The sequence below is a fragment of the Microbacterium sp. NC79 genome, assembly GCF_019061125.1.
Classification (GTDB): Bacteria; Actinomycetota; Actinomycetes; order Actinomycetales; family Microbacteriaceae; genus Microbacterium.
This window is the reverse complement of the sequence record NZ_JAHQYI010000001.1, coordinates 1,750,811-1,775,797: the sequence shown is the minus strand read 5'-3', so window position 1 is coordinate 1,775,797 and position 24,987 is coordinate 1,750,811. Positions and strand designations below refer to the sequence as shown.

General features: G+C 62.8%; 25 protein-coding genes. 21 read left to right on the top strand and 4 right to left on the bottom strand.

What is annotated here, in order from left to right:
* Positions 1-16: 16 nt before the first annotated feature.
* Positions 17-895 carry a diaminopimelate epimerase gene (gene dapF, locus KTJ77_RS08025; protein ID WP_217337887.1) on the top strand — a complete coding sequence of 293 codons (879 nt, stop codon included), beginning with the start codon at positions 17-19 and terminating at the stop codon, positions 893-895.
* Positions 896-918: 23 nt separating this feature from the next.
* On the opposite strand, the gene KTJ77_RS08020 is transcribed toward dapF, so the two are convergent.
* Positions 919-1,560 carry a class I SAM-dependent methyltransferase gene (locus KTJ77_RS08020; protein ID WP_217337886.1) on the bottom strand — a complete coding sequence of 214 codons (642 nt, stop codon included), beginning with the start codon at positions 1,558-1,560 and terminating at the stop codon, positions 919-921.
* Positions 1,561-1,748: 188 nt separating this feature from the next.
* Between KTJ77_RS08020 and hflX the strand changes: the two genes are divergently transcribed.
* Positions 1,749-3,224, top strand: coding sequence for a GTPase HflX (hflX, locus tag KTJ77_RS08015; RefSeq protein WP_367948902.1), 1,476 nt, complete (start codon positions 1,749-1,751; stop codon positions 3,222-3,224).
* Entirely contained in the window at positions 3,224-3,898 is a 675-nt protein-coding gene (locus KTJ77_RS08010; protein ID WP_217337885.1) for a YitT family protein, read from the top strand. The genes hflX and KTJ77_RS08010 overlap by 1 nt, the downstream gene beginning before the upstream one ends.
* On the opposite strand, the gene KTJ77_RS08005 is transcribed toward KTJ77_RS08010, so the two are convergent.
* The gene (locus tag KTJ77_RS08005; protein WP_217337884.1) at positions 3,891-5,774 is read right to left on the bottom strand and encodes a prolyl oligopeptidase family serine peptidase; all 1,884 of its coding nucleotides are present in this window, start codon (positions 5,772-5,774) and stop codon (positions 3,891-3,893) included. The two genes, KTJ77_RS08010 and KTJ77_RS08005, sit on opposite strands and share 8 nt — an antisense overlap.
* A 229-nt stretch (positions 5,775-6,003) precedes the next feature.
* Between KTJ77_RS08005 and KTJ77_RS08000 the strand changes: the two genes are divergently transcribed.
* On the top strand, positions 6,004-6,948 hold the full coding sequence (locus KTJ77_RS08000; RefSeq protein WP_217337883.1) for a methylenetetrahydrofolate reductase: 945 nt from the start codon (positions 6,004-6,006) through the stop codon (positions 6,946-6,948).
* Positions 6,945-9,260, top strand: coding sequence for a 5-methyltetrahydropteroyltriglutamate--homocysteine S-methyltransferase (gene metE / locus KTJ77_RS07995; protein WP_217337882.1), 2,316 nt, complete (start codon positions 6,945-6,947; stop codon positions 9,258-9,260). Before KTJ77_RS08000 ends, metE begins: the two co-directional genes overlap by 4 nt.
* Positions 9,261-9,423: 163 nt before the next feature.
* Here metE and lexA read toward each other — a convergent pair whose 3' ends face one another.
* The gene (lexA, locus tag KTJ77_RS07990; protein ID WP_217337881.1) at positions 9,424-10,119 is read right to left on the bottom strand and encodes a transcriptional repressor LexA; all 696 of its coding nucleotides are present in this window, start codon (positions 10,117-10,119) and stop codon (positions 9,424-9,426) included.
* Between the two features lie 244 nt (positions 10,120-10,363).
* Between lexA and KTJ77_RS07985 the strand changes: the two genes are divergently transcribed.
* The 6 genes from KTJ77_RS07985 to KTJ77_RS07960 all read left to right on the top strand — a co-directional run bounded on the left by KTJ77_RS07985 (position 10,364) and on the right by KTJ77_RS07960 (position 14,765).
* The gene (locus tag KTJ77_RS07985; protein ID WP_217337880.1) at positions 10,364-10,768 is read left to right on the top strand and encodes a LysM peptidoglycan-binding domain-containing protein; all 405 of its coding nucleotides are present in this window, start codon (positions 10,364-10,366) and stop codon (positions 10,766-10,768) included.
* A 126-nt stretch (positions 10,769-10,894) separates the two neighbouring features.
* Positions 10,895-11,974 carry a histidinol-phosphate transaminase gene (locus KTJ77_RS07980; protein WP_217337879.1) on the top strand — a complete coding sequence of 360 codons (1,080 nt, stop codon included), beginning with the start codon at positions 10,895-10,897 and terminating at the stop codon, positions 11,972-11,974.
* 2 nt (positions 11,975-11,976) lie between these two features.
* Positions 11,977-12,582, top strand: coding sequence for an imidazoleglycerol-phosphate dehydratase HisB (gene hisB / locus KTJ77_RS07975; RefSeq protein WP_217337878.1), 606 nt, complete (start codon positions 11,977-11,979; stop codon positions 12,580-12,582).
* Positions 12,579-13,226, top strand: a complete 648-nt coding sequence (hisH, locus tag KTJ77_RS07970) for an imidazole glycerol phosphate synthase subunit HisH (protein WP_217337877.1) — start codon at positions 12,579-12,581, stop codon at positions 13,224-13,226. The genes hisB and hisH overlap by 4 nt, the downstream gene beginning before the upstream one ends.
* 41 nt (positions 13,227-13,267) lie before the next feature.
* Entirely contained in the window at positions 13,268-14,014 is a 747-nt protein-coding gene (gene priA / locus KTJ77_RS07965; protein ID WP_217337876.1) for a bifunctional 1-(5-phosphoribosyl)-5-((5-phosphoribosylamino)methylideneamino)imidazole-4-carboxamide isomerase/phosphoribosylanthranilate isomerase PriA, read from the top strand.
* Positions 13,998-14,765 (top strand): SseB family protein, encoded by a 768-nt coding sequence (locus tag KTJ77_RS07960; protein WP_217337875.1) that lies wholly within the window; start codon positions 13,998-14,000, stop codon positions 14,763-14,765. The genes priA and KTJ77_RS07960 overlap by 17 nt, the downstream gene beginning before the upstream one ends.
* Positions 14,766-14,817: 52 nt before the next feature.
* On the opposite strand, the gene KTJ77_RS07955 is transcribed toward KTJ77_RS07960, so the two are convergent.
* Entirely contained in the window at positions 14,818-15,225 is a 408-nt protein-coding gene (locus KTJ77_RS07955; protein ID WP_217337874.1) for a DUF1844 domain-containing protein, read from the bottom strand.
* A 245-nt stretch (positions 15,226-15,470) separates the two neighbouring features.
* On the opposite strand from KTJ77_RS07955, the gene infC reads away from it, so the two are divergent.
* From infC to pheT, 10 genes are all read left to right on the top strand, one after another.
* Complete coding sequence (gene infC, locus KTJ77_RS07950; protein WP_217338397.1) at positions 15,471-16,097, top strand: translation initiation factor IF-3; 627 nt, start codon at positions 15,471-15,473, stop codon at positions 16,095-16,097.
* A 64-nt stretch (positions 16,098-16,161) separates the two neighbouring features.
* A complete protein-coding gene (gene rpmI / locus KTJ77_RS07945; RefSeq protein ID WP_217337873.1) occupies positions 16,162-16,356 on the top strand; it encodes a 50S ribosomal protein L35 in 195 nt (64 codons plus the stop codon).
* Between the two features lie 32 nt (positions 16,357-16,388).
* On the top strand, positions 16,389-16,775 hold the full coding sequence (rplT, locus tag KTJ77_RS07940; protein WP_217337872.1) for a 50S ribosomal protein L20: 387 nt from the start codon (positions 16,389-16,391) through the stop codon (positions 16,773-16,775).
* A gap of 116 nt (positions 16,776-16,891) precedes the next feature.
* The gene (locus tag KTJ77_RS07935) at positions 16,892-17,698 is read left to right on the top strand and encodes an RNA methyltransferase (RefSeq protein ID WP_217337871.1); all 807 of its coding nucleotides are present in this window, start codon (positions 16,892-16,894) and stop codon (positions 17,696-17,698) included.
* 209 nt (positions 17,699-17,907) lie between these two features.
* Positions 17,908-18,657 (top strand): amino acid ABC transporter ATP-binding protein, encoded by a 750-nt coding sequence (locus tag KTJ77_RS07930; RefSeq protein ID WP_217337870.1) that lies wholly within the window; start codon positions 17,908-17,910, stop codon positions 18,655-18,657.
* Positions 18,658-18,691: 34 nt separating this feature from the next.
* Positions 18,692-19,606 carry a glutamate ABC transporter substrate-binding protein gene (locus KTJ77_RS07925; RefSeq protein WP_217337869.1) on the top strand — a complete coding sequence of 305 codons (915 nt, stop codon included), beginning with the start codon at positions 18,692-18,694 and terminating at the stop codon, positions 19,604-19,606.
* A 63-nt stretch (positions 19,607-19,669) separates the two neighbouring features.
* The gene (locus tag KTJ77_RS07920; RefSeq protein ID WP_217337868.1) at positions 19,670-20,326 is read left to right on the top strand and encodes an amino acid ABC transporter permease; all 657 of its coding nucleotides are present in this window, start codon (positions 19,670-19,672) and stop codon (positions 20,324-20,326) included.
* Positions 20,323-21,225, top strand: coding sequence for an amino acid ABC transporter permease (locus KTJ77_RS07915; protein ID WP_217337867.1), 903 nt, complete (start codon positions 20,323-20,325; stop codon positions 21,223-21,225). Before KTJ77_RS07920 ends, KTJ77_RS07915 begins: the two co-directional genes overlap by 4 nt.
* A 149-nt stretch (positions 21,226-21,374) precedes the next feature.
* Positions 21,375-22,415, top strand: coding sequence for a phenylalanine--tRNA ligase subunit alpha (gene pheS, locus KTJ77_RS07910; RefSeq protein WP_217337866.1), 1,041 nt, complete (start codon positions 21,375-21,377; stop codon positions 22,413-22,415).
* Complete coding sequence (gene pheT / locus KTJ77_RS07905; protein WP_217337865.1) at positions 22,415-24,940, top strand: phenylalanine--tRNA ligase subunit beta; 2,526 nt, start codon at positions 22,415-22,417, stop codon at positions 24,938-24,940. The genes pheS and pheT overlap by 1 nt, the downstream gene beginning before the upstream one ends.
* Positions 24,941-24,987 lie beyond the last annotated feature (47 nt).

The window sequence follows — 24,987 nt, the reverse complement described above, 5'->3', positions numbered from 1 at the left end:
TCAATAGACTGGACTCATGCCCCAGATCGCGTTTACCAAAGGCCACGGCACCGGCAACGACTTCGTCATTATCGCTGACCCTGACGGTGAGCTCGAGCTGACCGATGACCAGGTCGCAGCGCTGTGTGACCGTCACTTTGGTATCGGCGCCGATGGTCTTTTGCGCGTTGTGCGCTCGGCGGCGATCGCCGAGGGCGCCGCGATTCTCGCGGAAGATCCCGCTGCCGAATGGTTCATGGACTATCGCAACGCTGACGGTTCGAAAGCCGAAATGTGTGGCAACGGTACCCGCGTGTTCGCGAAGTATCTGCTGGATTCTGGCCTCGCCACGATCGAACCGGGCTCAACGCTGCCGATCGGTACCCGCGCTGGCATCAAAGACCTCACCCGGTCGGCGCAGGGTTTCCAGGTAGACCTGGGGCGCTGGAAACTCGAGCAGACGGAGCCGCTGGTACGCACGCGCGGTCTTGCGGTGGCGCGCCCCGGGCTCAGCCTTAACCTTGGCAACCCTCACGTCGTGGTCGCGCTCGCTTCGCACGCTGAACTCGATGACCTTGACCTCGCTGTCATCCCACATCTTGACCCGGCACCCGCGGCCGGCGCGAACATCGAGTTCGTGGTCCCGGAGGATCCCATGATCGTCGACGGCGTCGGCCACATTCGCATGCGCGTGTTCGAACGCGGCGTAGGAGAAACGCTGTCATGTGGCACCGGCATCGCGGCAGCTGCGCTTGCCGTGCGGCACTGGGCTGGCCCCCACGCGCCGCACAACTGGCGCGTCGAGGTTCCGGGAGGAGTCGTCGGGGTCCGCATGTTTCCCACAGAAGAGGGCGAGCACGTCGGATTGTCTGGCCCGGCTTCGCTCGTGTTCAGTGGAACCATTTCACTCGCGTAGCGCGGGTCGATGCACCCAGGGGGTTACGTGAGGTCGAGTGCCTCGGTGTGTGGCGTGCCATGCTTGCGCACCCGTAGTACCCGGTAGCCCTTGCTGGTGGCGTGACGCGACGTCGTAAACGTTGAACCGAGCGTCGCATCCAGCCAGCGCTGCAACGAGTCAGAACCAAGATTGCGGGCAACCACCAGCCACGCGTCGCTACGCTCATCGAGGCGTGGCAGCCACCTGCGCAACAGGCCGTGGAGCTCATCCTTGCCCACTCGAATCGGCGGGTTTGACCAAATCGTGCGAAACACGATGTCGTCAGGCACCTCATCTGGCTTGCAAACGCGCACATTCTCGAGTCCAAGCGATGCCGCGTTTTGGCGGGTGAGCTCGAGGGAGCGCTCGTTGACATCGACAGCCCACACCGTCGCGTGCGGCGAGGCCATTGCGAGGCTCAGCGTGATCGGACCCCATCCGCACCCGATGTCGAGCAGATTGCCGCCAGGGGCCGGTGCGGGCACGTTGTTGAGCAGCACCCCGGTGCCGGCATCTAAGCGGTCTGGGGAGAAGGTTCCGCCCGCCGTGGTCAGCTCCACGGCACGTCCCTGCAGCGTCACATGAATGGTGCGCGGGGTGTACGAGCTGGACGGCGTGGCACTGAAATAGTGATCACTGCTCATGGGGGTCAAGACTATCGGAGCGAAGCCCGGTTCGGAGGTTAGGCTTGACTGAACCGCGTAAGCGGTGCGAGAGGACGATTATCCTGCCAAGCGATACAGATTTCCCTGAGGACACCCGTTCTGGCGACGACGCCACGACAGACCTCACCACAGGCGAGGCCGGAGCCTCCGAGCACGATGGCGACGGTATTGACCCGGTGGAGCGCGTTTTGGCGCACGCCGAACGTCGCACCACGACGCGCGTCTTTGGAGCCGCCCAAGCTCTGCAAGATGACGCCACGGCTGGCCATGGCTCAACCGACGGGGAGCAGTGGGACCTCGAAGCCCGCCACGCGCTGCGCCGTGTGCCAGGACTCTCGACCGAACTCGAAGATGTTACTGAGGTCGAGTACCGCCAGTTGCGTCTGGAAAACGTTGTCTTGATCGGCGTGTACCCGCAGGGTGCGCAAGTCGACGCGGAGAACTCGCTTCGTGAGTTGAGCGCGCTTGCCGAAACGGCAGGCGCTATCGTGCTCGACGGTCTGTTGCAGCGTCGCCCGCACCCTGACCCTGCCACCTACATCGGTCGCGGAAAAGCGCAAGAACTTCGCGATGTGGTTGCCGCGCTTGGCGCAGACACGGTGATTGCTGACTCAGAACTCGCACCGAGCCAACGCCGTGCGCTGGAAGACGTGGTGAAGGTTAAAGTTATTGACCGCACCACCGTGATCCTTGACATTTTTAGCCAGCACGCCAAGAGCCGTGAGGGTAAGGCGCAGGTTGAGCTTGCACAGCTCGAATACCTGTTGCCACGCCTGCGTGGTTGGGGTGACTCGATGAGCCGCCAGGCTGGTGGCCAGGTGGGTGCCGGTGGCGCCGGTATGGGTTCGCGTGGGCCCGGTGAAACAAAGATTGAGCTTGATCGTCGTCGCATTCGCACCCGCATGGCGCAGCTACGCCAGCAGATCCGCGATTTCGCGCCTGCACGAGAGGCGAAGCGTGCGGAGCGCAAACGCCACACGATTCCATCGGTGGCGATTGCTGGCTACACGAACGCGGGCAAGTCCAGCCTGCTGAACCGCCTCACCGAGGCGGGCGTGCTCGTTGAAAACGCCCTGTTCGCCACCCTTGATGCGACAACGCGACGCACCGAGACAAGCGACGGCCGCGTTTTCACGCTCACCGATACGGTCGGCTTCGTGCGTAACCTGCCCCACCAGTTGGTGGAGGCGTTCCGGTCCACGCTTGAAGAGGTGGCTGGGGCCGATGTCATCCTGCACGTCGTCGACGCGGCCCACCCGGATCCGGGTAGCCAACTGCAGACCGTGCGCGATGTCATGGCAGACGTCGGTGCACGCGAAGCACGCGAGATCGTGGTGTTCAATAAAGCCGATCTCGTCGACGATGACACCCGTCTCGTGTTGCGCGGCCTGCAACCAGACTCCTACTTCGTGTCCAGTCGTACCGGCGAAGGTATCGCCGAGCTGCGCGCCGCCGTCGAAGATGCTCTCCCGGTTCCGGCCGTCGAGGTCCACGCGCTCATCCCATACGACCGCGGCTCGCTGGTTTCGCAGATTCACGAGAGTGGCCTGCTGATTTCGTCAGAGCATGAGGCAGAGGGCACGCGAGTTCATGCCCGTGTCGGCGAACGACTCGCCGCCGAGCTTCAGCAGTACGCCGTCTAATGTGGTGGAAGTTCTTCCTTCCGGCTACGACGTCTGGCCGTAAGGACACAATTGACCGTTGGATCCAGCTCATTGTGGGGTTGGCGCTGTACGGCTTTGCGTTGGCGCTCATGGTGCGAGCCAACATCGGTGTTGCCCCATGGGATGTCCTGAGCTTTGGCTTCATCGAGCACGCGCCCCTCACTTACGGCACGGCAACCATCCTGATTTCCGTCATCGTGCTGGTGCTGTGGTTACCCCTGCGGCAACGCTTCGGCATTGGCACGCTCATGAACGGTCTCACGGTCGGGCTGTGGGCCGACCTTGCGCTGTTGTTTGTGCCGCCGGTGGAAGAGCTGTGGTTACGGTGCGTCTACTTCGGTGCTGGGCTCATCATTCTGGCCTTTGCGACGGTGCTTTACATCGACGCCGACTTCGGCCCTGGCCCTCGTGACGGTCTCATGACGGGCCTCGTGCGCGTCACCAAACAGCCGGTATGGCTTGTGCGAACGGTGCTGGAAGGTAGCGTTCTCATCATCGGCTGGGCGCTGATTGGTTGGGCATTCGGAACCAAGGTGGGCGTTGGTACGCTCATCTTTGCGTTTGGCGTGGGCCCGCTCATCCAGCTCTTCCTACCGCCAGTCACGCGGTGGCGGGCGCGCCGATCGGCACGCCTCGCCGATCCTGCTAGCTGAGCACGAGGGCGGGCACGTCTGCGTCAAAACCGAAGACAGCGCCCAAAAGACCGAGCTCACTTTCCAGTGATCGCACGAGCGTTTCGGGCTTGCGGAAACCGTGGCCCTCGCCCGCGAACAGCACATACGCATGCGGCACACCATTGGCGACCAGCGCGTCGCGAATCAGTTCTGCCTGGCTCTGCGGAACTACGGGATCATCGTCGCCCTGCTCCAACAGAACGGGGCTGCCGATGTGCGCGGCATGCGTCAGCGGAGAACGCGCGACGTACAGGTCGTTGGCCTCAGGGAGCGGGCCGATCAGGCCATCAAAGTAGCGCGACTCAAATTCGCCATCATCGCTCGCCAGCGCGCGCGCATCGGTGACGGGGTAGCGGGCAATGCCCGCGGCGAAGCGGTTGCTGCGTGCCAGCGCATTCAAGACGCTCCAACCGCCAGCCGACCCACCACGAACCGCAATCCGGTCGGGATCAACACGACCCGACGCTGCCAGCGCGTCGGCCGCAGCGATGACATCATCAACGTCGACGACACCCCACTGGCCACGCAGGCGCTCACGATACGCGCGACCGTAGCCGGTCGAGCCGCCGTAGTTCACTTCACACACGGCAATGCCGCGGCTCGTGAAATAGGTGATCGTGGGGGACAACGCTGGTGACGCGTGATCGGTCGGGCCGCCGTGCACCATGATGAGCACAGGCGGAAGCTCGCCAGGCGCAGCCGACGTATTCGGATTCGTGGGGGCGTAATAGAACGCGTGGATGTCACCGTGTGGGCCATCGAGCGTCATCGACTCGGCGTGGGGCAGCCATTCGGAGCCCCATGCCGCAACACCTCCCGCGACGGGCCGGAGGATGGTCGGGTCATCGACGTCGAGCAGCCAAACGCCACCAGGCACCTGTTCACCCGCACCGCTCACCAGCGCCCTGGTTCCGTCAACGTCCTCAACCATGAGTCCGGCCGAAAGCGGCGTCTCAATCTCGCGCTCACCATCAGGTGAGATCAGCACGAGACGGTCACCGCCGTCGGTGCGCACGGCAAGCACGCGGCCGTCGTCCAGAAGCCGGAACCATGACAGCCCGAGCACCCACAGCGCGCCGCCGGTATCAGCGTCGCTGGGCGCGACAGGCAATGAAGAGGCGGAACCAGCAGGCACAGCACGAAGGTTCCAACGCCCCGAGCGGTCATCGGCGAAGAAGAGATCTCCGCGGTTGCTCCACTGCGGCTGCAGTCCGGCGCCATCCGAAACCGAGAACGGATGGTTCTGAGCCACAAGGGACCGCACAAAAACGTCGGCATGATCCCACGGCATGTTGGGGTGGTTCCATCCGACCCACGAAAGGCTCGCGGCATCGGGGCTGAGCGCTGGTTGCGCCACGAAATCAGTTCCCGAAGCGAGCGACATGACGGCGTCGTCGTCATCGGCGCCGCCGCGGGTTGCGATGGTGACAATGTCACGCTCGATGCCGGTGGTCAGACGTCGCTCGCGCACCGCAAGCAGGACGCCGGCGCTGATCGTTAAGCCGCCGTACGTTGCGGTCTCGTCGACCGGGGTAAGCGGGCGCGGCTCAGCAGAGCCAGGTGCCAACGACCAGACACGCTGGTCGCTCGCCTCCACGAAAAAGACGGTGCCATCGGCGCCAGCGCTCCACGCACCGCCACCGTACATGTGCACACGAGAACGCACGTTCCATGGTTCCGGGAGCAGCGGTTCGCTCGCACCCTCGCGAAAAATCGTCATGCGTCCGGCGACGGATTGCACCCAGTACGCCTCACCGTTTACGAAGCGGGCGCCGTCAAAGCGGGTGGAACCAGCGGCGGCGTCGGCGGCGGAGATGGGCGATGGCCAGGAGCCGTAGGGGAGTGAACGTGCCATGCATTGAGGCTATCTGGTGTGCGTCTGTCACGAGCCGGAGAAACATTTCGTCATCGTGAAACATATTTCGTCACTCAGGATTGTGGCGCGCGAAACCCTCGGCCTTAGCGTGGTGCCACGACGTTCGGAGCCCCGAACACGAGCGCCAGGCACCCCGTTCTCGAACGGAGCTGGCTGGCGCAAACCTCGGCGCGCTGGAGCCCGCCTCGACCCTGGAAGGAGACACACAATGGCTAAAGAAATTGCAACGGTTCCGTTCTCCTTCGAGCTGTATCCGCCTCGCACCGAAACATCGGTGCAGGCCCTTCACCGCACGATTGATGAGCTGGCCGCAGTCGCGCCGCAGTTCATCTCGGTCACGTATGGTGCGGGTGGCTCATCGGGTGGGCGCTCGCTTGAAGTGCTGAAGTACATTCGCGAGCACACCAACGTTGACCCGCTTGCCCACCTCACCTGCGTTGGCAACACATACGCGGGCGCAACCACGCTGATTCGCGAGTTTCTTGACGCCGGAATCGAGTCTTTTCTCGCGCTGCGTGGCGACCCGCCTGCGGGCACCCGCGAGGAAGACATTTACCTCGGCGATTTGGAAAGCTCTGCGCAACTTGTGCAGTTGATCGATCGGGTCCAGGCGGAGCGCGTGCCGTTCCGCGAAAGCGACCTGCCGGGTATCCCGGGGGCTGCGCGGGTCGATCGTCGCAGCCGCGTGCGTATCGCCGTCGCGGCATTCCCGAACGGACACCCCCGCTCCCGCCACGCGAGCGAACACCTTGACGCGTTGCTGGCGAAGCAGGCCGCTGGCGCGACGCTCGCGATTACGCAGCTGTTCTTCCACGCCGACGCCTACCTCGCCTTCGTCGAGCGTGCCCGTCAGGCCGGGGTCACGATCCCGATCTTGCCTGGCATCATGCCGATTACGAATCCCGCGCGTCTTAACCGTGTGCTCGAGCTGAGTGGCGAAGAACTGCCAAGCGAGCTCGCGATCGCCCTCGAAATTGAGCCCACAGTCGAGGGCCAGCGCGAACTCGGGATCGAGTACGCGGCGAACCTCGCCCGCGCGGTCGCTGACGGCGGCGCTCCCGGCATTCACCTTTACGCCTTTAACAACCACGACACGGTCCTCGCGGTCCTCCGCGAAGCCGACATCCTCATTCAAAAGGAGAACGTACGATGACATTCCCCGCAGGAACCATCCTCGGCTACCCGCGCATCGGGCGTCAGCGTGAGCTGAAGCGTGCCGTGGAGTCGCACTGGGCTGGCAAGACCGACGCTGCGGCACTGGAAGCAACCGCTGCCGGTCTCCGCGCGGCAACCCGTGCCCGCCTGGCAGAACTCGGCCTCGGTCAGTCTGACTCTTCGATCCCTGAGTCCTTCTCCTACTACGACCAGGTGCTTGACATCGCCGTCACGCTTGGTGCTCTGCCCGCGCGCTTCGCACACCTGCGTCAGGCTGACGGAACCTTTGGTCTCGACGCGCTGTTCACCGCGGCACGTGGAGAGGGTGAGCGTGCGCCGCTCGAAATGACCAAATGGTTCGACACCAACTACCACTATCTGGTTCCGGAAATCGACGAGAACACCGCCTTCTCGCTGTCAAGCACGCGCTTTGCCGATCAGGTCGCCGAAGCCAAGCAGGACGGTTTCACTACCCGCCCCGTGATCGTCGGGCCCGTCACGTTCTTGGCATTGGCTAAGGCTAGCGATGACGCAGCCGAGGGCTTCTCGCCGCTGTCGCGACTGCAGGACGTTCTGCCTGTCTATGTTGAGTTGCTCGCAGCGCTCACGGCAGCAGGAGCTGAGTGGGTGCAGCTGGATGAACCCGCCCTCGTGAGCGAGAGTCTGCCCTACGCCGCCGCTGAGCTGGCTGAGGCCGCTCGCGTCGCTTACGACGTGCTCGCCAGCGCCGCCAACCGCCCCCAGATTCTTGTCGCCGCCGGCTACGCGCAGCTGTCGCCTGAAGCGTGGAGCGTTCTTGCTGGTTCCGCTGTCGACGGCATCGCCATCGACCTGCGCCGTGGTTCCGTTCCCGCGCCCGTCGCTGGCCTGGAAAACAAAGTTCTTGTCGGTGGCGTGATCGACGGCCGCAATATTTGGCGTGGTGACCTCGCCGGCGCTTTTGACAAGCTCGCATCGCTCGCTGAACTCGGTGCCGCGCAGGTTGCTGCTGGCACGACGACCTCGTTGCAGCACGTGCCGCACGACGTCGCTGACGAAACCCAGCTCGAGGCGCGTCTCGTTTCCTGGCTCGCATTCGCTGACCAGAAGGTTGGCCAGATCGTGACGCTCGCACAGGGCCTCACCGAGGGGCGGGAAGCGATCGCTGAGGAGCTTGATGCTGCGACTGCGGCTCTTGCGGACCGTGCGTCGGCTCCTGGCGTTCGCGTTGACGCTGTCCGTGCACGCACAGGTGCGCTGCAGGCTGACGACTTCGTGCGTGGCAACGAGGAGGAGCGCGTCGCCGCTCAGGACGCTGCCCTTGACCTGCCGCTCCTGCCGACAACGACCATTGGTTCCTTCCCGCAGACCGGAGAGATCCGTAAGGCGCGCGCCGCTCACGCGCGTGGCGAGATCGATGACGCCGCATACGATGAGTTCCTCAAGGCTGAAATTGGTCGGGTCATCGACCTGCAGCACGATCTAGATATCGATGTCCTGGTGCACGGCGAGGCCGAGCGCAACGACATGGTGCAGTACTTCGCCGAGTTGCTGGACGGTTTTGCCGTCACCCAGAACGGGTGGGTGCAGTCCTACGGTTCGCGTGCGACGCGTCCTTCGCTACTGTGGGGCGACGTTTCACGCCCCGCGCCGATGACCGTGCGGTGGGCGGAGTTTGCGCAGTCACTCAGCGACAAGCACGTCAAGGGCATGCTGACCGGCCCTGTGACGATCCTGGCCTGGTCGTTCGTGCGCGATGACCAGCCGCTCGCTGAGACGGCGAACCAGGTTGGTCTGGCTCTCCGCGATGAAATCGGTGACCTCGAGCAGGCGGGCATCGCCATCATTCAGGTTGATGAGCCCGCCCTGCGCGAACTGCTGCCGCTCAAGGTTGCCGACCAGCCGGCGTATCTTGAGTGGTCGGTCGGATCATTCCGGCTGGCAACCGCCGGTGTTGCGGACGCCACTCAGATCCACACTCACCTGTGCTATTCGGAGTTCGGCGTTGTGATCGATGCGATCACGGCGCTTGATGCCGACGTCACGTCGATCGAGGCTGCGCGTAGCCGTGGCGACGTGATTGACGATATTCGTGACGCGGGCTTCCCGCACGGCGTTGGCCCCGGCGTATGGGACATCCACTCGCCGCGTGTGCCTTCTGTTGATGAGCAAGAGTCGATCCTGCAGCGTGCCGCTGACGCCCTGCCGCACAAGCTCATCTGGGCGAACCCGGATTGTGGCCTGAAGACCCGCGGCTACGACGAGACCGTTGAATCACTGCGCAACCTGGTGGTAGCGACCAAGAACGTGCGCGAGAAGATCGGCGCGTAACGCGCGACAGCTCACAGCCCGCCCTACTCAATCGAGTGGGGCGGGCTTTCGCTTTGTGTGGCGCTGATGCCGGAACCGTGGCGCGACGATCAGCGCAAACAGCAAGAGGACTTTCGCTTGCCGACGGATCGGCTCGCGAAAGTCCTCAGGAGGATGCTGCAGATTACACGGCGCGCAGCACCGCAACAATCTTGCCGAGAATCGTGGCCTGGTCGCCAAGGATGGGCTCAAAAGCACTGTTGCGGGGGAGTAGCCAGGTGTGGCCGTCACGACGACGCAAAACCTTCACGGTGGCCTCATCGTTCAGCATGGCCGCCACGATGTCGCCGTTTTCCGCGTCGCTCTGCACGCGCACGACAACCCAGTCGCCATCGCAGATCGCGGCATCGATCATCGACTCACCGTTCACCTTCAGCATGAACAGTTCGCCCTTGCCAACAAGCTGGCGGGGGAGTGGGAAGATCTCTTCGACCTGTTGCTCCGCCGTGATCGGAACGCCTGCTGCAATCTGACCGACGAGCGGAACCAGTGCGGCATCGCCGACGGACGGTGCGGCATCGGCCGGGTTCTCGGCGGCGATGCCAGGAAGATCGATCAGCACCTCCATCGCGCGAGTCTTACCGGGATCGCGACGCAGGTATCCGCTCAGTTCGAGCTGACCCAGTTGGTGAGTAACGCTACTCAGCGACTTGAGGTTTACCGCGTCGCCAATTTCGCGCATGCTCGGCGGATAGCCGTGACGCGCGATGGAACGTTGGATCACTTCGAGGATCGCCATTTGTTTGTCGCTGAGGTTCTTGCGGCGACGTGTACGTGGGGCCTCATTGCCCGGACCACTCGCAGTCTCTTCCGCGCTCATTGCGTTCTCCTTTTGCCACCCAGCGACCAATGTCGGAGGTTGATGATGTGCTTTCGCTATCGAAACCGTATCCGACTTTTCGGATAAACAAAGACTTTTGTTCGAGTGTGTTGAAAGATTTTTTTCGAAGTCGTTCGAAAAACAGGTTGACATGTTCGAACATAGAACATAGATTCGGAACGTAGCTTCGCTTCCGGCCCTCCCGGCCGAGGGTTGGAAGCGAAGCGCACCACAAGGAGGAATCATGAGCACCATCAGCATCAACGCCACCGCTCGTCCGGCTCGCGTCGTTTCGGGGCCCGGTGTGGTTGCTGTGGCTGGTCATTCTGCGGTCGCCACGCGCCTTCGGATGACCGATCGCGGCCGCCGCGTACTCGCAGCCGTCGTTGCTCTTCCCGTCGTGGCTGCTATCGCCTTCGCCGTACTGAGTGGTGGTTCTGCGCAGGCTTCCCTCGATGAGGGCGTGCAGGCAACATTCGAAACGATCAACGTGATGCCAGGCGACTCGCTGTGGTCGATCGCGAGCGATGTAGCACCGCACGCAGACCCCCGCGATGTTATCGATGGCATGATCTCACTGAACGCGCTGCCCTCTTCAGCGATCACGCCAGGCCAGACGCTGGCCATTCCCGCTGAATTCACGAAGTAACACCGCCGCGATCATGCACGCGCTCAAGCGCGCCGCGCTGAGGATCAGGCCAGCCGTATCGAGACCCTGCGTAATGTTCGACCGCCCGGTTTCCGCGGCCGCCTACCGCAGACCTACCATGGAGTAGTGACGATCTCCTTCAGTGATCTGCCCATCCGCGACGAGTTTCGCGGGATGACTCCGTACGGCGCCCCACAGGCGCCGCTTCCGGTCGCACTGAACGTTAACGAGAACACGCATCCCATTCCGGATTCGGTGACGAGTGACATTGTTGAGTCCCTCTCGTTCGCGGTGCGCGACCTCAACCGGTATCCAGACCGCGAGTTCACGCTGCTGCGCGAGGCGTTTGCTCACTACCTCGGTCACGGGTTGACAGCCGACCAGATATGGGCGGCGAACGGCTCAAACGAGGTGCTACAACACATTCTGCAGGCGTTTGCGGGCCCCGGGCGCACGGTGATGGGTTTCGGGCCGACATACTCCATGTACCCGCTGCTGACCCGCGCGACCGGCGCGACATGGTTCGCAGGCGAACGCGGCGCCGACTACTCGCTGGCTGCGGCTTCCGCTGTCGCACAAGTGCAGGAAGTGAAGCCGGATGTGGTGCTGCTGTGTGCGCCGAACAACCCCACAGGAACGCCGCTGACACTTGATGTCATCGAAGCCGTATACGACGCAACTGACGGCATCGTCGTCGTCGATGAGGCCTACTTTGAGTTCGCCCCGCACGATGCCCCGAGCGCTCTCACGCTCCTGGAATCTCGCCCCCGTCTGGTGGTCTCACGCACCATGAGTAAGGCCTTCGCCTTTGCTGGTGCTCGCGTCGGATACCTTGCAGCTGACCCCGCCTTCATTGACGCGCTCCGGCTCGTCCGGTTGCCCTATCACCTCAGCGCGTTGACGCAGGTCGCGGCGCTGGCTGCCCTGCGTCACGCCGACACGATGCTGGCGACCGTTGACGACATTGTGGAACAGCGTGACCGCATCTCCGCGACCCTCGCAGCACTTGGCTATCGCCCCTACGAATCATGGACAAACTTCGTGCTGTTCGGTGGGGTAGCTGACCCGCAGGCAACCTTTCAAGCCCTGTTCGAACGCGGCATTCTGATCCGCGACGTCGGTATCCCCGGACACATGCGTGTGTCAGCCGGAACCGAAGAAGAAACCACCGCGTTCCTTGACGCCCTCGCCTCGCTAGGATTCTGAGTATGACCGCCCCCCGTATTGCTTCCCGCCGCCGTTCCACGAGCGAATCCACGATTGAGCTCGAACTGAACCTCGACGGCACCGGTCAGAGCTCCATCGACACGAGCGTGCCGTTCTTCGATCACATGCTGACCGCCTTCGCCAAGCACTCGCTGACTGACCTCACCGTGAAGGCCACAGGCGACACCCACATCGATGCGCACCACACGGTGGAAGACACCGCCATTGTGCTCGGCCAGGCGATTCGCGAAGCGCTAGGCGACAAGGCCGGAATCTCCCGCTACGGCGACGCCCTGGTTCCGCTCGACGAGGCCCTCGCTCAGGCCGTTGTCGACATCTCAGGACGCCCCTTCCTTGTGCACACCGGTGAGCCCGAAGGCTTCGAGTTCCACCTGATCGGCGGACACTTCACTGGCTCCCTCGTCCGCCACGTTTTCGAGGCCATCACCCTCAACGCAGGCCTGACCGTTCACGTCAACGTGAAGGGCGGTCGCGACCCGCACCACATCGCCGAAGCTGAGTTCAAGGCGTTTGCCCGGGCCTTCCGTCAGGCAAAGTCGATTGACCCGCTTGTCTCGGGCATCCCGAGCACGAAGGGTGCGCTGTGACCCGTCCGGTTGTTGCGGTGCTCGACTACGGGTCGGGCAACGTGCACTCCGCCGTTAAGGCACTGGATGCCGCCGGTGCCGACGCCCGCTTGACGAAAGACAAGAAGCTCGTCATGGAGGCACACGGTCTCGTCGTGCCTGGTGTCGGTGCATTTGCTGCCGTGATGGACGCGCTGCGCGCCGAACGCTCAGAAGAGCTGATCGACCGCCGCCTCGCCGGCGGACGCCACGTGCTCGGTATTTGTGTGGGCATGCAGGTCATGTTCGAACGAGGTGTCGAACGCGGTGTTGGCGCTGAGGGCCTTGGCGAGTGGCCAGGTGTCGTCCGCGAGATCGAAGCCCCTGTCCTGCCGCACATGGGCTGGAACACGGTGGAGGTGGGGGAGGGCAGCGCACTCTTCCGCGGCATTGAGAACGAGCGGTTCTACTTCGTGCATTCCAACGCCGCGCAGGAGTGGACCCTCGACGTCATTCCGCCGTTCCCACAGCCCAAGGTCACCTGGGCAACACACCACTCACGATTTATTGCTGCGGTTGAGAACGGGCCGCTGTCGGCGACCCAGTTCCACCCGGAAAAGTCCGGCGAAGCCGGGATCACACTCCTGAAGAATTGGATCGGCACGCTGGGCGGGGCTACGCTCTAACATCTGTGCCGTTTGCACGAAGGTTGCTTGCTAGAGGACTTATGAACGACTTCACGAACACTCCCGCGTTGGCTCTGTTGCCAGCTGTTGACGTTGCAGGAGGAAAGGCCGTGCGCCTGACCCAGGGCGAGGCAGGCTCGGAAACCAACTACGGTGACCCGGTTGACGCTGCCGCCCAGTGGCAAGAGCAGGGCGCCGAATGGCTCCACCTCGTTGACCTTGACGCTGCTTTCGGCCGCGGTGCGAACACCGCAGTGATCCGTCGCGTCATCAAGCAGGTACGCGGCCTGAACGTCGAGCTCTCCGGTGGCATCCGCGACGACGCGTCGCTGGAAGCAGCGCTCGAGACGGGTGTCACCCGCATCAACCTCGGCACCGCAGCGCTTGAAAACCCAGAATGGGCGGCAAACGTTATTGGCCGTTACGGCGAAGCAATCGCTGTCGGCCTTGACGTGCGCGGAACCACGCTGGCGGCTCGCGGATGGACGCAAGAGGCAGGCGACATTTGGGAAGTGCTCGCGCGCCTGGAAGACGCCGGATGCTCGCGCTACGTGGTCACCGACGTCACGAAGGACGGCACCCTCCGCGGACCCAACCTCGAGCTGCTTCGCGAAGTCTGCTCGCGCACGGTCAAGCCCGTTGTCGCCTCTGGTGGTATTTCGTCGCTTGATGACATTGCAGAACTGCGTGATTTGGTTCCGCTCGGCGTTGAAGGCGCGATCATCGGCAAGGCGTTGTACTCCGGTGCATTCACGCTGGCAGAGGCTCTGGATGTCGCAGGAGACTAACACTGCCGATTCGGCTGGCGTGCCCTGGGAAGGCAGGCGATTCGAACCCAACCCTGCTGCCGGCGATGACGGCTCAGCCGATCCCGCACTGCTCGCCGCTCTCACAAACTTTCGCAATGGTTCCGGCGACCAGATCGCCATTGTGGAGGCATTGCGCACCGCGCGCGTGCTCATCCCGCTGATCGCGGAGAAGGGCGACGAAGGCGTTGGGCCGACGGGCCTCACCGTCGACAAGACGCAGGAGCTGTCGATTGTGACGGTAGCCGCTCCTGACGGGCGCACCGTGTTGCCGATCTTTACGAGCGTGGATTCGATGCGCACGTGGGATCCGCTCGCTCGACCCATTCCCGTGGCCGGTGTGCGTGCCGCGCTCTCGGCCGCATCAGACCAGACCGATCTCTTGGTTGTCGACCCGACCGCAGAGACCGAGTACATTGTGCGTCGGCCCGCGGTGTGGGCCCTTGCGCAAGATGAGGCGTGGGTGCCGAGTCACGAATCACCAGAAGTGTTTCAGGCGCTGCAAGAATCCGTCGGCACGGAACTGGCCGTCATCGACCTCACGGTGGCCTCAGGCGATCCTGACGCCCGGCTTCGCGGCCCGGAGCTAATCGTGACGCTGCAGCTCGTCGATGGGCTCGATCAGTCGCAGCTCGATGCCGTTTTGCAACGTCTCGCACAGCGCTGGGCTGCCGATAACCGCATTGCCGTGCTCGTTGACTCTCTGTCGGTCAAGCTGAGTCGCGCCAATTAACGCAAAGCGGGCGCCGATGCTGTGCATCAACGCCCGCTCAGGACAACAGGTCTTAGTTGACCGGACCTGTCCACTTCTCGCCCGGCCCCTTACCGATGGGGTCGGGGATGGCCGACGCCTCACGGAACGCGAGCTGCACGGAGCGCAGTCCATCACGCAGCGAACGTGCGTGCATGTCGCTGACGGCGGGCGCGCCTGCAGTGATGAGCCCAGCAAGCGCATCGATCAGCTTGCGAGCCTCATCGAGGTCGATCTGCTGTGCGGCGTTGGGGTCGTCTGCAAGGCCGAGCTTGACTGCCGCAGCGCTAAGCAGGTGAACCGCTGCGGTCGTAATGACCTCGACCGCGGGAACATCGGCAATATCGCGCGCAGCCTCAGACGCTGCCTGGTCTGCTTTTTCCCACTGAGCCAGGCGCTCAGGGTCGTGTTCGTGGCTGTTTTCGGCCGGAATCGTGTTCACGTCTAACTCTCTGCTAAACTAATGCGGGCTCTGGGGCTTATGCCTCAGTACGAAAGTGGATCACATCCCACCCGCGCTTGCCGTTCTAGGCTACCGGGTCTGCGCTCCGCCTCCGAATCTGTCGGAGGTAGTTAGGGTGCAAAGCCGGCGTCTCACGTCGTGCGGGTGGAGTGATCATACCTTCGCCCGCGACACGAACCCTCGTATCGCGGTGGCTATGAACCACACATCCAGAGGAGTTCCGCATCAGCGATCCCCGCACCAACGAGCGCATTCGCGTTCCGGAGGTTCGACTCGTCGGCCCCGGTGGCGAACAGATTGGCGTTGTCGCCATTCAGGTCGCGCTTCGCCTCGCACAGGAAGCAGACCTCGACCTTGTTGAGGTTGCTCCTAACTCGAAGCCTCCCGTCGTCAAGATCATGGACTACGGGAAGTTCAAGTACGAAGCTGCTCAGAAGGCTAAGGAAGCTCGCCGCAACCAGGCGAACACCGTCCTCAAGGAGGTGCGTTTCCGCCTGAAGATCGATGCACACGACTACGAGACCAAGCGCAAGCGCGCTGAGGGCTTCCTCAAGACTGGCGACAAGGTCAAGGCAATGATCTTGTTCCGCGGTCGTGAGCAGTCGCGTCCCGATCAGGGCGTTCGCCTGCTGAAGAAGTTCGCAGAAGACGTCGCAGAGTTCGGAACCGTCGAGTCGAATCCGACGATCGACGGCCGCAACATGGTGATGGTGATCGGACCGCACAAGAACAAGTCTGAGACGAAGGCTGAGCAGAACGCTGTTCGTGCCGCGTCGAAGCAGGCCGCTCGTGACGCGCGTACGGACAAGGCGCCGAGCGCAGCCGAGTCCTCCTCGGATTCCGCCGAATAGGCACATAAGCCTCGCCCCCGGGCGAACCCAGACGCCCCTAGGGCGAAACACTAAGGAAGAGAAGATGCCGAAGCAGAAGACCCACTCGGGCAGCAAGAAGCGCTTCAAGGTCACCGGTAGCGGCAAGATCATGAAGCAGCAGGCAGGTATGCGCCACAACCTTGAGGTCAAGGCCAGCAAGCGTAAGCGTCGCCTGAACGCCGACCAGGTTGTATCTGGTGCGGACTTCAAGGTCATCAAGAAGCTCCTCGGCCGCTAATAGCGCCCGTTTGAAGATTAGGAACACCAGAAATGGCACGTGTAAAGCGGGCGGTTAACGCCCACAAGAAGCGCCGCGTTATTCTCGAGCGCGCATCCGGCTACCGCGGACAGCGTTCGCGTCTGTACCGTAAGGCGAAAGAGCAGGTCACCCACTCGCTCGTCTACGCATACCGCGACCGTCGTAAGAACAAGGGCAACTTCCGCCGCCTGTGGATCCAGCGCATCAACGCTGCCACCCGCGCAAACGGCATGACGTACAACCGTTTCATCCAGGGCCTCGGCCTTGCTGGCATCCAGGTTGACCGTCGTATGCTCGCTGACCTCGCTGTCAACGACGCTGCCACGTTCACGAAGCTCGTTGCTGCTGCCAAGGCTGCTCTGCCTGCAGACGTCAACGCACCGAAGTCGGCTGCATAAGCTTTTCGCTTCCCAAGGGCGTCCTCTGACGAAGAGGGCGCCCTTGGTGCATTTCTGGGGACAGAATTCACGTGCCGCTCGCTCATGCGGTCAACGCGCAACCATAGACTGAAGACGTGCTCGAGAACCCACGGTCCCCGCGCGTGCGCGCTGTTTCCAAGTTGACGAAGCGCAGTGCGCGCAATGAGTCAGGTCTGTTCCTGTTGGAAGGGCCACAGGCAGTGCGTGAGGCGCTGCAGTTTCGCTCCGACAGTATCGTCGATCTGTATGCCACGCCGGCCGCGTGGGAGCGGCACGCTGACCTCCGCGAAGGTGCTGACCGAAACCGCATTTCGGTCACGCTTGCGAGTGAGGCTGTGCTTGACGCGATGGCAGACACCGTGACACCGCAGGGCGTGATCGCCGTTGCTAAGCAGTGGCCTGCGACCCTTGACGAGGTGTTCGCTGCCCGTCCCGTGCTCCTCGCTGTGTGTGAGCAGGTGCGTGACCCTGGAAACCTGGGAACCATTATTCGTGCGGCTGATGCAGCGGGTGCAGACGGTGTGATCTTGACGGGCAAGACCGTTGATCCCTACAACCCGAAGGTCGTGCGCTCCACGACCGGTTCGCTCTTTCACGTTCCGATCGTGGTGGGCGCCGATGTCGCCGACGTGATGTCGCGGTGTCGGGAAGCGGGGCTCACCACCATCGCGGCAGACGTCAAGGGGGAGGACCTCCTCGAAGCGCGATCTGCTGGCGTTCTGGCACAGCCCACGGCTTGGCTGTTCGGTAACGAGGCGCGTGGTCTGGAAGACGAAGCGCTCGCGCTGGCTGATCGCGCACTGAAGCTGCCGATCTACGGACGTGCCGAATCGCTCAACCTGGCAACAGCCGCCAGCGTGTGTCTCTACGAATCGGCGTTCGCCCAGCGCACGAAGAGCTAGCCGGTTATATCGCAGCGCGCGAGGTCGTACCAACCAAGCGCTCGTTTGTTTCGTGAATTTGAGGGAAACGTCGGAAGGTAGCACGAATTACGGTGCATTATTGGCATTCGTGCGCGAAATCGCTTGTCACCATTTTCTGAATGTTACGACTGAGTAACCGTCGCGCGCACAGGTGGCTGAAATGGGTGTTCGGCTCCTAATGTCGAGACATGACTGAGAGCGGACAGCCCCTCGTCGTGGTCAAGGACGTCCAGAAGCACTATGGCGACTTCCACGCACTCAAAGATGTAAACCTCACCGTTAACAAGGGAGAGGTTGTTGTTGTTATCGGCCCATCGGGGTCAGGTAAGTCGACTCTGTGCCGCACGATCAACCGTCTGGAGACGATCACCAGCGGCTCCATTTCGATCGACGGCAAAGAGCTTCCGGCTGAGGGTAAGGCGTTGGCTCACCTCCGTGCTGAAGTGGGAATGGTTTTCCAGTCGTTCAACCTCTTCGCGCACAAGACGATCCTGCAGAACGTCACGCTGGGGCCCATCCAGGTGCTCGGCATGAAGAAGGCCGAAGCCGAAGCTGAGGCCATGAAGTTGCTCGAACGCGTCGGTGTGGCGCACCAAGCGCAGAAGATGCCTGCACAGCTCTCCGGTGGTCAGCAGCAGCGCGTGGCTATCGCTCGCGCGCTCGCGATGCACCCGAAGGTCATGCTCTTTGACGAGCCGACGTCGGCACTTGACCCGGAAATGATCAACGAGGTTCTCGACGTCATGATCGAGCTCGCTGCTGAGGGCATGACGATGATCGTCGTCACCCACGAGATGGGCTTCGCACGCAAGGCAGCGAACCGTGTCGTCTTTATGGCAGACGGCCAGATCGTCGAGGAAGCAACGCCCGACGAATTCTTCACGAACCCCAAGAGCGCTCGCGCTAAGGACTTCCTTTCTAAACTCCTCACGAACTGACGTGAGAAAAAGTACCCCTACCAAGGAGGAAAACATGCGTAAGTCACGCACCCTAACCGGCATCGGTATTGCAGCCGCTGCCCTTCTCGCTCTGACGGGTTGCCAGGGCGGCACTCCCAGCGACGGCAACGGTGGCGACGGCGGCGACGCTGGTACCGGCAACGCGGAAAACCCGTGGACGGTAGCCACCGACGTCAAGCTCGAAGGCTCGCCCACGTTTGACAAGATGACGGCAGATGGCAAGGTCATCGTTGGTGTCAAGGAAGACCAGCCGGGTCTCGGCTACCTCGACGTCACGACCGGTGAGCGTACCGGCTTCGATGTTGACATCGCTCGTTGGGTGGCCGCATCGCTCGGCTTCGACGAGGACGCCATCGAATTTAAGGCCATCCCCTCGGCTAACCGCGAGCAGGCGATCGTAAACGGTGACATCGACTACTACGTCGGCACCTACTCGATCAACGACAAGCGCAAGGAACAGATCGACTTCGCTGGCCCGTACTTCATCACCGGCCAGGGTCTGCTTGTTGCTAAGGACAGCGACATCGCGAGCGAAAAGGACCTGAACAAGGACACCACCGTGTGCTCCGCGACGGGTTCGACGCCGATCCAGAACATCAAGGAAAACTTCCCTGAGGTTCCGACCAAGGAGTACGACCTGTACTCGCTCTGTGTCGAAGACCTCATCAGCGGCAAGGTACAGGCTGTCACCACCGACCAGGCCATCCTCATCGGCTACGCAGCCAAGGACCCGGACCTGATCAAGGTTGTTGGCGAGCCCTTCTCGGTTGAGAAGTACGGTATTGGTCTGCCTAAGGGTGACGACGCGCTGCGCTCGCACATCAACACGATGCTGACCGATGGCGGAGACGTCTGGCAGGGCATCTTCGACAAGAACCTCGGTCAGTCGGGTATCAAGGTCGAACAGCCCGCGGTCGACAACTACTAAAAAGTCGAAGGGGGGCGGAACCATTCGTTCCGCCCCCTCTCATTTGTTGCAGAGAGGAGGAACATGGACGCCATTACCGGCAACCTCGATCTATGGGGTGAAGCGATCGGTAACACGCTGATCCTGTTCTTCGGTGGTGCAGTTCTCGCACTTGTCTTGGGTACACTCGTCGGCGCCATGCGCGTGTCACCCGTGCCCATTGCCCGCGCCGTAGGAACGGTTTACGTCAACTGGATCCGAAACACGCCACTGACTCTCGTTTTCTTCTTCTTCGTCTTCGCCTACCCACAGCTGGGCCTGCCGAAGATCGATTACGTACCAACGGCGGTTATTGCGCTCGGCGTGTACACCGCGACGTACGTCGCAGAGGCAATTCGTGCTGGCATCAACACGGTTCCGGTCGGCCAGGCTGAGGCATCGCGTGCCATCGGCCTGAACTACGGCCAGGTCATGACGCTGGTGGTCTTGCCGCAAGCATTCCGCGCCGTGGTTCCGCCCATGCTCTCCGTGCTCATCGCACTGCTCAAGAACACGACGGTCGCCGCCGGCTTCTCGGTCGCTGAACTCGCGGCCGTGCGTGCGGCCATCGCTGATAGCGCCGGTCGTCCAGGCAGCATGCTCGAAGTGTTGCTCTGGGTTGCCGTGATCTTCGTCCTGTTGGTCTTGCTCCTGAGCTGGCTCCAGCGCTTCCTTGAGAACAAGTGGAGGATCGCACGATGACTTCTGTGCTTTACGATGTTCCGGGGCCGAAGGCCATCCGCCGTAACCGTATTCTCGGCGCGATCACCGTGCTGGTGTTGATTGCCATCATCGGGTTCGTGATCTGGCGGCTCGTGGAGACCGGTCAGTTCACCGAACGCAAGTGGGCTGTCTTCACCTACGCCAGCGTGTGGCAGAACATGATTCTTCCCGCGCTGGGAAACACGCTTCTCGCTTTCGCCGTTGCAGCCGTCGGGTCACTCATCTTCGGCATCCTGTTGGCCATCGGCCGTCTCAGCGATCACCGCGTCGTCAGCGTGGTTGTCACATGGATTACCGAAATCCTGCGAGCGGTACCGGTTCTGGTCATGATGATGCTGGTCTACTTCGGTCTGCCAGTTCTCGGGCTGAAGACGACGCCGTTCATTGCCGTCGTTGCCGCGCTTATCGCATACAACGGTTCCGTCCTCGCCGAAGTTTTCCGTGCGGGTATCGAATCGCTGCCGCGTGGTCAGGGCGAAGCAGGTTATGCCATCGGTCTTCGCAAGAGTGGTGTGATGGCGTTCATCCTGTTTCCGCAGGCTGTTCGCGTCATGATGCCTGTCATCATCGCGCAGCTGGTGGTGACGCTGAAAGACACCTCGCTCGGATCGATCATTACCTACGATGAGCTGTTGAAGCTTGCCAAGAACCTGATGAGCCAAGACGGACGCCCGATTATTCCGACGACGATCGTTGTTTCGGTGATTTACATTTCGATGTGTCTGCTGCTGTCGTGGGTCGCCCACATCGTGCAGAAGCGGGTTTCGGCGTCGCCCAAGGCCATTCGCCTTGAGGCCGACGAGACCGCTGTGATGCACGAAGGCACGGTGACCGAGGTCATCGCCGCACAGTCGACGGGTAAGAGACCGAAGAGGTAAGTTTCCCGCGCCAAGAGGATGGTGCCCGTCGGTGAGTAATCCCGGCGGGCACCATCGGCGTTTATCGGCGGGTGCAGAACCTGACGGTGCCATCCTCGTAGGACAGCGTGCGGAAATGGGGGAGCAGACGGCCGGTAGACTCAACTACTGTGTCTGATTCACCAACCATCACTCCGGAAGCGGTCGCCGCAGCCGTGCAGGATGCCCTCGCTGCTTTCACCGCAGCTGACGGCACTGCAGCGCTGAAGGCGGCTCGAGCCGCGCACTCTGCAGAAGGCTCGCCCCTCGCGAAGCTGAACGCATCGCTGCGCTCTGTCGCCCCCGAAAACAAGGCCGAATTCGGCAAACTTGTGGGGCAAGCCCGAGGTGAGGTGAATAAGGCCTTTACGCAGCGCGAGGAAGAACTCGCGCAGGCAGAGACGGCCGCTCGCCTCGAGGCTGAGCGCGTTGACATCACCGCGATCGCATCGCGCACGCGTGTGGGTGCCCGCCACCCGCTGACGCTGTTGCAGGAGCAGATCAGCGACATCTTCGTTGGCATGGGGTGGGAGATCGCCGAAGGCCCCGAGCTTGAGCACGAGTGGTTCAACTTCGACGCCCTCAACTTCGATGAGGATCACCCCGCGCGTCAAATGCAGGACACGTTCTTCGTCGACCCGGCCGAGCGTCACCTCGTGATGCGTACGCACACGTCACCCGTGCAGATGCGCTCGATGCTGGAGCGCGACGTGCCGATCTACGTGCTGTGCCCTGGCCGCGTGTACCGCACCGATGAGTTCGATGCGACGCACCTGCCGGTGTTCAGTCAGTTCGAGGGCCTTGTCATTGACAAGGGCATCACGATGGCGCACCTCAAGGGCACGCTCGACCACGCCGCAAAGGTGCTGTTCGGGCCGGAAGCCAAGACGAGGTTCCGCACCAACTACTTCCCATTCACGGAACCATCGGCTGAGCTTGACCTGTGGCACCCCACCTTCAAGGGTGGTGCCCGTTGGATCGAGTGGGGTGGTTGCGGCATGGTGAACCCCAACGTTTTGCGTGCAGCCGGGCTCGACCCCGAGGTGTACTCAGGATTCGCGTTCGGTATGGGCATTGAGCGCACGCTCATGTTCCGTAGCGACGTTCAAGACATGCGCGACATGGCCGAAGGCGATGTTCGCTTCAGTGAGCAGTTCGGAATGGTGGTCTGATGCGCGTCCCGCTTTCGTGGCTTCGCGAGTACGTTGACGTTCCGGCGGAGGCAACGCCTGAAGACATTCTTGCGTCCCTGGTTTCCGTCGGCTTTGAAGAAGAAGACGTTCACACGTTTGAGCTGACCGGCCCTATCGTCGTGGGTCAGGTGCTCGATTTCGTTGAAGAGCCGCAGTCCAACGGCAAGACGATTCGCTGGTGCCAGGTGCAGGTTGCCCCGGAGGGGGAGACCGCGGCTGACGGCGGCGAGGCCATTCACGGCATCGTGTGTGGCGCGTCGAACTTCCTCAAGGGCGACAAGGTCGTGGTGACCCTTCCGGGTTCCGTCCTGCCTGGCCCGTTCCCCATCGCCGCACGGAAGACCTACGGCCATGTCTCCGACGGCATGATGGCCTCGGCGAAAGAACTTGGTCTCGGCACCGACCACGCTGGCATCATCCGCCTGGCCGAGCTCGGCGTTGATGCGCCGGTGGGTTCTGACGCCCTCGCGCTGCTGGGTCTGAACGATGTCGCCGTTGAAATCAACGTCACGCCCGACCGCGGCTACGCGATGAGCCTGCGCGGTGTCGCTCGCGAGTATGCGCTGGCAACCGGCGCCGACTTCCGCGACCCGGCAGAGGTCGACTTCGCCGCTCTCGAACAGGGCACAGACTTCCCGATCACGGTGCAGGACGACAACCCGATCCGCGGCAACGCTGCGGTCAACGAGTTCGTCGTGCGCGTGGTTCGCGACGTGGATCCCTCGCGCCCGACGCCGCCGTGGATGGTCGCGCGCCTCACGCTCGCCGGCATTCGTTCGCTCGGAATCCTCATCGACATCACGAACTACGTGATGCTCGAACTCGGAAACCCGCTGCACGGCTACGACCTCGACACCCTCACCGGTGGCATCACGGTGCGCCGCGCGCACCAGGGTGAGACGTTTGAGACTCTCGACGGTCAAAAGCGCAAGCTGCACGTTGAAGATCTCCTCATCACCGATGACAAGGGCCCCGTGGGCATGGCAGGCGTGATGGGTGGCCTGCATTCGGAGATGAGCGGAACCACGAAGAACGTCCTCATTGAGGCAGCCAACTTCGACACGGTTTCGATTGCCCGTTCGGCTCGCCGCCACAAGCTTCCCAGCGAGGCATCGAAGCGCTTTGAACGTGGTGTTGACCCGCTCATCGGCTTCGCCGCGGCCCGGCGGGCAGCCGACCTGATGGTCGAACTCGCCGGTGGCACGCACGACACCACCGGTGGCGCTCTGTTCACGGAGGTCTTCACCGAGGGCATTGCCCTCCCGCACGGCTTCGTCTCGGGCCTGATCGGTGTCGACTACACGCCCGACGAGGTCGTTGACGCTCTCACCCGCATCGGTTGCGATGTCACGGATGAGGCAGACGCCTACGAAGTGGTGCCGCCGACGTGGCGTCCCGACCTGACGGACAAGTGGACGCTGGCAGAAGAAGTCGCCCGTGTGCATGGTCTTGACCGCGTTCCGTCGGTATTGCCGACGCCGCCGTCCGGCCGCGGTTTCACGGCCGCACAGCAGGCGCGCCGTCGCGTTTCCAACGCGCTGGCTGCCGCCGGATTCGTTGAGACGCCGTCTTTCCCGTTCACGACCGCAGAGGCCAACAACCTGCACGGTTCCGCCACGGGGGAGCAGTTGCCCAGCATCAAGCTGGCCAACGCTCTGGATGGTCAGGCTCCGTACCTGCGCCGTTCCCTGGTTCCGGGGCTCCTCGCCGTTGCTCACCGCAACGCCTCGCGCGGACTCACCGACCTGTCACTGTTTGAAACCGGCGCGGTCTTCCTGCCAGAACCGGGCGTCGAGTACGGCACCGTCGACGTTCCGCCGCTGGGGCAGCGTCCGAGCGAAGAAACCCTCAATGAGCTCTTTGCCGCAATTCCGCCGCAACCGCGCCACGTCGCCGTGCTGCTGGCAGGCAACATCTCGCCGAAACAGCCGGGCCGCGCCGCTGAGGCAGCCGGGCTGGCCGAAGCACTGGACGCTGTTCGCGTCATCGGTGCCGCCGCCGGTGTGCAGATTGATGTCGTGCAGGGTCAGCGTGCAGCGCTGCACCCGGGACGCACGGGTGTGCTGAGCGTCGGCGGAAGCACGGTGGGCTACGTGGGCGAGGTGCTGCCCGCTGTTGCTGAAGAAGCCGATCTGCACGGCCGTGTTGTCGTCGCGGAGCTTGACCTGGACGCCGTGATCGACGCTGTTGGCGCGCTCCAAGTGGCTGAAAACCTGAGCGGCTTCCCCGCGGCAACGCAGGATGTTTCGCTCATCGTTCCGGCTGATGTTCCGGCAGCTGAGGTTGCCGCAGCGCTCGTTGCGGGTGCTGGTGACCTGCTTGAGTCGACGCGTCTGGTTGATGATTACCGCGGTCAGGGCGTTGACGACGGCTCGAAGAGCCTCACGTTTGCCCTGCGGTTCCGTGCGGGCGACCGTACCTTGACGGCTGCCGAAGCAACCGAGGCGAAGCTCGCGGGTGTCGCTGTGGCGGCCGAGAAGTTCGGCGCGCAGATCCGCGACTAATCCACGCGAAAACAGGCCTCCGGGGCGCGAATGCGCGGCCCGGAGGC